Source organism: Flavonifractor porci, from assembly GCF_037572415.1.
Lineage (GTDB): Bacteria > Bacillota > Clostridia > Oscillospirales > Oscillospiraceae > Flavonifractor > Flavonifractor porci.
Window position 1 is genome coordinate 1 of sequence record NZ_JBBHLB010000033.1, and the last position, 5,279, is coordinate 5,279.

The 5,279-nt window shown below is 52.9% G+C and carries 2 tRNA genes and 2 rRNA genes; all 4 read right to left on the reverse strand.

From position 1 onward, the window contains the following. Positions 1–74 precede the first annotated feature (74 nt). A 23S ribosomal RNA gene (locus WHJ28_RS16375) occupies positions 75–2,918 on the reverse strand. Positions 2,919–3,197: 279 nt separating this feature from the next. Next, positions 3,198–3,273, reverse strand: a tRNA-Ala gene (locus WHJ28_RS16380). A 13-nt stretch (positions 3,274–3,286) separates the two neighbouring features. Beyond that, positions 3,287–3,363 (reverse strand) — tRNA-Ile (locus WHJ28_RS16385). A gap of 219 nt (positions 3,364–3,582) precedes the next feature. Further along, positions 3,583–5,111, reverse strand: a 16S ribosomal RNA gene (locus WHJ28_RS16390). The 16S and 23S rRNA genes sit together here with 2 tRNA genes alongside, the layout of an rRNA operon. Positions 5,112–5,279 lie beyond the last annotated feature (168 nt).

A 5,279-nucleotide genomic window follows, 5' to 3' on the forward strand; every position in this document is an offset into this window, starting at 1 on the left:
AGCTTTGTCAGCACCCTCAAAACCGAACAATGCAGTTTCCAGTATATCAGGCAAGCGCCTGCAATCATCATGTTAAGGTCAAGCCCTCGGCTTATTAGTATCGGTCAGCTGCACGCGTTACCGCGCTTCCACCTCCGACCTATCAACGTCATAGTCTACGACGTGCCTTACTCCCGAAGGATGAGAGATCTAATCTTAGGGGGAGTTTCACGCTTAGATGCCTTCAGCGTTTATCTCGTCCGTACATAGCTACCCAGCCATGCCCTTGGCAGAACAACTGGTGCACCAGAGGTACGTCCATCCCGGTCCTCTCGTACTAAGGACAGCTCCCTTCAAATCTCTTACGCCCGCAACAGATAGGGACCGAACTGTCTCACGACGTTCTGAACCCAGCTCGCGTGCCACTTTAATCGGCGAACAGCCGAACCCTTGGGACCGAATTCAGCCCCAGGATGTGACGAGCCGACATCGAGGTGCCAAACCTCCCCGTCGCTGTGGACGCTTGGGGGAGATCAGCCTGTTATCCCCAGGGTAGCTTTTATCCGTTGAGCGACGGCACTTCCACTTGCATACCGCCGGATCACTAACTCCAACTTTCGTTACTGCTCGACCCGTCGGTCTCGCAGTTAGGCTCGTTTATGCGTTTACACTCACTGCACGGTTTCCGTCCGTGCTGAACGAACCTTTGAGCGCCTCCGTTACCTTTTAGGAGGCGACCGCCCCAGTCAAACTGCCCACCTAACAGTGTCCCCCGACCGGATTCACGGCCGCAGGTTAGAAAACCAGCAAATCAAGGGTGGTATCCCAAGGGTGACTCCACCAAAGCTGACGCCCTGGCTTCCAAGTCTCCCACCTATCCTGTACATGATTTACCGATTTCCAGTATTAAGCTACAGTAAAGCTCCATGGGGTCTTTCCGTCTAGTTGCGGGTAACTGGCTTCTTCACCAGTACAACAATTTCGCCGGGTGGGCTGTTGAGACAGTGCCCAAATCGTTACGCCATTCGTGCGGGTCAGAACTTACCTGACAAGGAATTTCGCTACCTTAGGACCGTTATAGTTACGGCCGCCGTTTACTGGGGCTTCGATTCAATGCTTCGGATTGCTCCTGACATCTCCTCTTAACCTTCCAGCACCGGGCAGGCGTCAGCCCCTATACGTCATCTTTCGATTTAGCAGAGACCTGTGTTTTTGGTAAACAGTCGCTTGGGCCTATTCGCTGCGGCCTCCCGTAGGAGGCTCCCCTTATCCCGAAGTTACGGGGTCATTTTGCCGAGTTCCTTAACAACCCTTCTCCCGTTGGCCTTAGGATTCTCTCCTCATCTACCTGTGTCGGTTTGCGGTACGGGCACCTTAGCATACCACACACCTTTTCTCGCCACAGAGCATCGCGGACTTCCCTACTTAATTTCGGTCCCTTACGCCCGGGTCAACCAACGCCCGGGTCCCGCTATCTCCATGTGTCAGTGTGCTTAAGGTTCGGTGGCTACGGAATTTCAACCGTATGTGCATCGACTACGCCTTTCGGCCTCGCCTTAGCTCCCGGCTTACCCTGGGCGGACGAACCTTCCCCAGGAAACCTTAGATTTTCGGCCATTATGATTCCCACATAATTCTCGCTACTCATTCCGGCATTCTCACTCGTGTAAAGTCCACCGCTGCTTCCGCTACGACTTCACCCCGTACACGACGCTCCCCTACCCCGCACATTGCTGTGCAGCCCAAGCTTCGGTGTTACGCTTAGCCCCGTTATATTTTCCGCGCAGAGTCACTCGACCAGTGAGCTATTACGCACTCTTTTAATGAGTGGCTGCTTCTAAGCCAACATCCTGGTTGTTTTCGCAACTCCACATCGTTTTCCACTTAGCGTATCTTTGGGACCTTAGCTGTGGGTCTGGGCTGTTTCCCTTTTGTCCACGAGACTTATCTCACGTAGACTGACTGCTAACCATCAATTATCCGGCATTCAGAGTTTGATAGGGTTCAGTAACCTTATCGGCCCCTAGCCCATTCAGTGCTTTACCTCCGGTAATCTAAGTTAACGCTAGCCCTAAAGCTATTTCGGGGAGAACCAGCTATCTCCGAGTTCGATTGGAATTTCACCGCTATCCACAGGTCATCACCGACCATTGCAACGGGCGTGTGTTCGGTCCTCCATGGGGTTTTACCCCCACTTCAACCTGCCCATGGATAGGTCACCCGGTTTCGGGTCTATTGCCACTGACTTCATGCGCGCTGTTCACACTCGGTTTCCCTTCGCCTCCGGTACTGAATACCTTAAGCTTGCCAGTAACAATAACTCGCCGGACCATTCTACAAAAGGTACCTCATCACCCTTTAACGGGCTTTGAGTGCTTGTAAGCACAAGGTTTCAGGTTCTCTTTCACTCCCCTCCCGGGGTCCTTTTCACCTTTCCCTCACGGTACTGCTCCTCTATCGGTCATCAGGTAGTATTTAGGGTTGGAGGGTGGTCCCCCCAGTTTCCCACCGGGTTTCACGTGTCCGGCGGTACTCTGGAACTCGACTAACAGGATTCGGTTTTCGCCTACGGGGCTCTCACCCGCTATGGCCGGCCTTCCCATACCGTTCGGCTAACCTATCCTGCCGTTGTGTCGGTCCACAACCCCGAAGGATAAATCCTTCGGTTTGCCCTCTTCCGCGTTCGCTCGCCACTACTTGCGGAATCTCTGTTGATTTCTCTTCCTCGCCCTACTTAGATGTTTCAGTTCAGGCGGTTCCCCACGTACGCCTATTTGATTCAACGCACGCTGACAGAGTATTGCTCTGCCGGGTTTCCCCATTCGGAAATCTGCGGGTCAATGCTTATGTGCAGCTCACCGCAGCTTATCGCAGCTTGTCACGTCCTTCATCGGCTCCTGATGCCAAGGCATTCCCCTTGCGCTCTTTATAGCTTGACCTTAGTAGAACAGTCTCATTTCTGAGCTGTTCTCTATTCGATCATGAATTATGCAGGCCTCACAGAAGTTTTGCAATTGGCTACATTGTTTTACCCATTCACTAGAACGGCTTTCGCCATTCTATCTTTAAGTTCCACAACATTGCTGTTATTGCCCTCTGTTGCTTGCTCTTCATACTTTCCATCTGCATTGTTCAGTTTTCAAGGTGCTGACTTCCAACCTCTTTCAAGGTCAGATCGAAACATCTGTTGCCAGGTGCTTCGATCTGATATTGAATTGTGGTGGAGATAGTCGGGCTCGAACCGACGACCCCCTGCTTGCAAAGCAGGTGCTCTCCCAGCTGAGCTATACCCCCATCGAGAGAGAAGTGGTGGGCCCAAGTGGACTCGAACCACCGACCTCACGATTATCAGTCGTGCGCTCTAGCCAGCTGAGCTATGGGCCCGCGTCGCCGCAAAGTCCGCTCCACTCGCAACAGCCTCGGGGCTATTTCTCGCTTCGCTCCCTTGCGTCTCCTTCCCCCATTCAAACCCACTTCGTTGGGCTTTGAATGGGTACCCAGGGCGTGTGCCCTCTAAATTAAACAACGTGAAAGTCATCTCCGCTCCAGAAAGCTGACCGTAGGACGTTACAAACAACTCTCGGTTGCTTGAAGTCTCCTTAGAAAGGAGGTGATCCAGCCGCACCTTCCGATACGGCTACCTTGTTACGACTTCACCCCAATTATCGAACCCACCTTCGGCCGCGCCCCCCTTGCGGTTAGGCTACGGACTTCGGGTGTTCCCGACTCTCATGGTGTGACGGGCGGTGTGTACAAGGCCCGGGAACGTATTCACCGCGGCATGCTGATCCGCGATTACTAGCGATTCCAACTTCATACAGGCGGGTTTCAGCCTGCAATCCGAACTGGGATGGCTTTTAGGGATTTGCTCCACCTCGCGGCTTTGCCTCCCTCTGTTAACCACCATTGTAGTACGTGTGTGGCCCAGGACATAAGGGGCATGATGATTTGACGTCGTCCCCACCTTCCTCCGTTTTGTCAACGGCAGTCTCGCTAGAGTGCTCTTGCGTAGCAACTAACAATAAGGGTTGCGCTCGTTGCGGGACTTAACCCAACATCTCACGACACGAGCTGACGACAACCATGCACCACCTGTCACCGGTGCCCCGAAGGGAAAGCCTATCTCTAGGCCGGTCACCGGGATGTCAAGCCCTGGTAAGGTTCTTCGCGTTGCTTCGAATTAAACCACATACTCCACCGCTTGTGCGGGCCCCCGTCAATTCCTTTGAGTTTCAACCTTGCGATCGTACTCCCCAGGTGGGATACTTATTGTGTTAACTGCGGCACGGAGGGGGTCAGACCCCCCACACCTAGTATCCATCGTTTACGGCGTGGACTACCAGGGTATCTAATCCTGTTTGCTCCCCACGCTTTCGCGCCTCAGCGTCAGTTACTGTCCAGCAATCCGCCTTCGCCACTGGTGTTCCTCCGTATATCTATGCATTTCACCGCTACACACGGAATTCCGATTGCCTCTCCAGCACTCAAGAACTACAGTTTCAAATGCAGGCTATGGGTTGAGCCCATAGTTTTCACATCTGACTTGCAGTCCCGCCTACACGCCCTTTACACCCAGTAAATCCGGATAACGCTTGCCACCTACGTATTACCGCGGCTGCTGGCACGTAGTTAGCCGTGGCTTATTCATTCGGTACCGTCATTTTCTTCGTCCCGAATAAAAGAAGTTTACAACCCGAAAGCCTTCATCCTTCACGCGGCGTTGCTGGGTCAGGCTTGCGCCCATTGCCCAATATTCCCCACTGCTGCCTCCCGTAGGAGTCTGGGCCGTGTCTCAGTCCCAATGTGGCCGGTCAACCTCTCAGTCCGGCTACTGATCGTCGCCTTGGTGGGCCGTTACCCCGCCAACTAGCTAATCAGACGCGAGGCCATCTCAGAGCGATAAATCTTTGGCAGCCAGAGTCATGCGACCCAGCTGCATTATGCGGTATTAGCAGTCCTTTCGGACTGTTATTCCCCACTCCGAGGCAGGTTCCTCACGCGTTACTCACCCGTCCGCCACTAAGTAACTCAATCCATTGGACGAATCCTCTGTCATGAGCACTCCGTTCGACTTGCATGTGTTAAGCACGCCGCCAGCGTTCATCCTGAGCCAGGATCAAACTCTCAATAAAATGGTATCTAAAGAACCAAGGTTCTTCAAATCATCTTATCGAAGCTTAATTCATAGCTTCAAAGAAATTAAATCAAGAGCCTTCTTCAAGCTTGCGCTTGTCAGAAGGACTTCTCGTCCTTTCTGGTGCTTCGTGTTTCTTTCACGTTGTTTAATTTACAAGGTACAC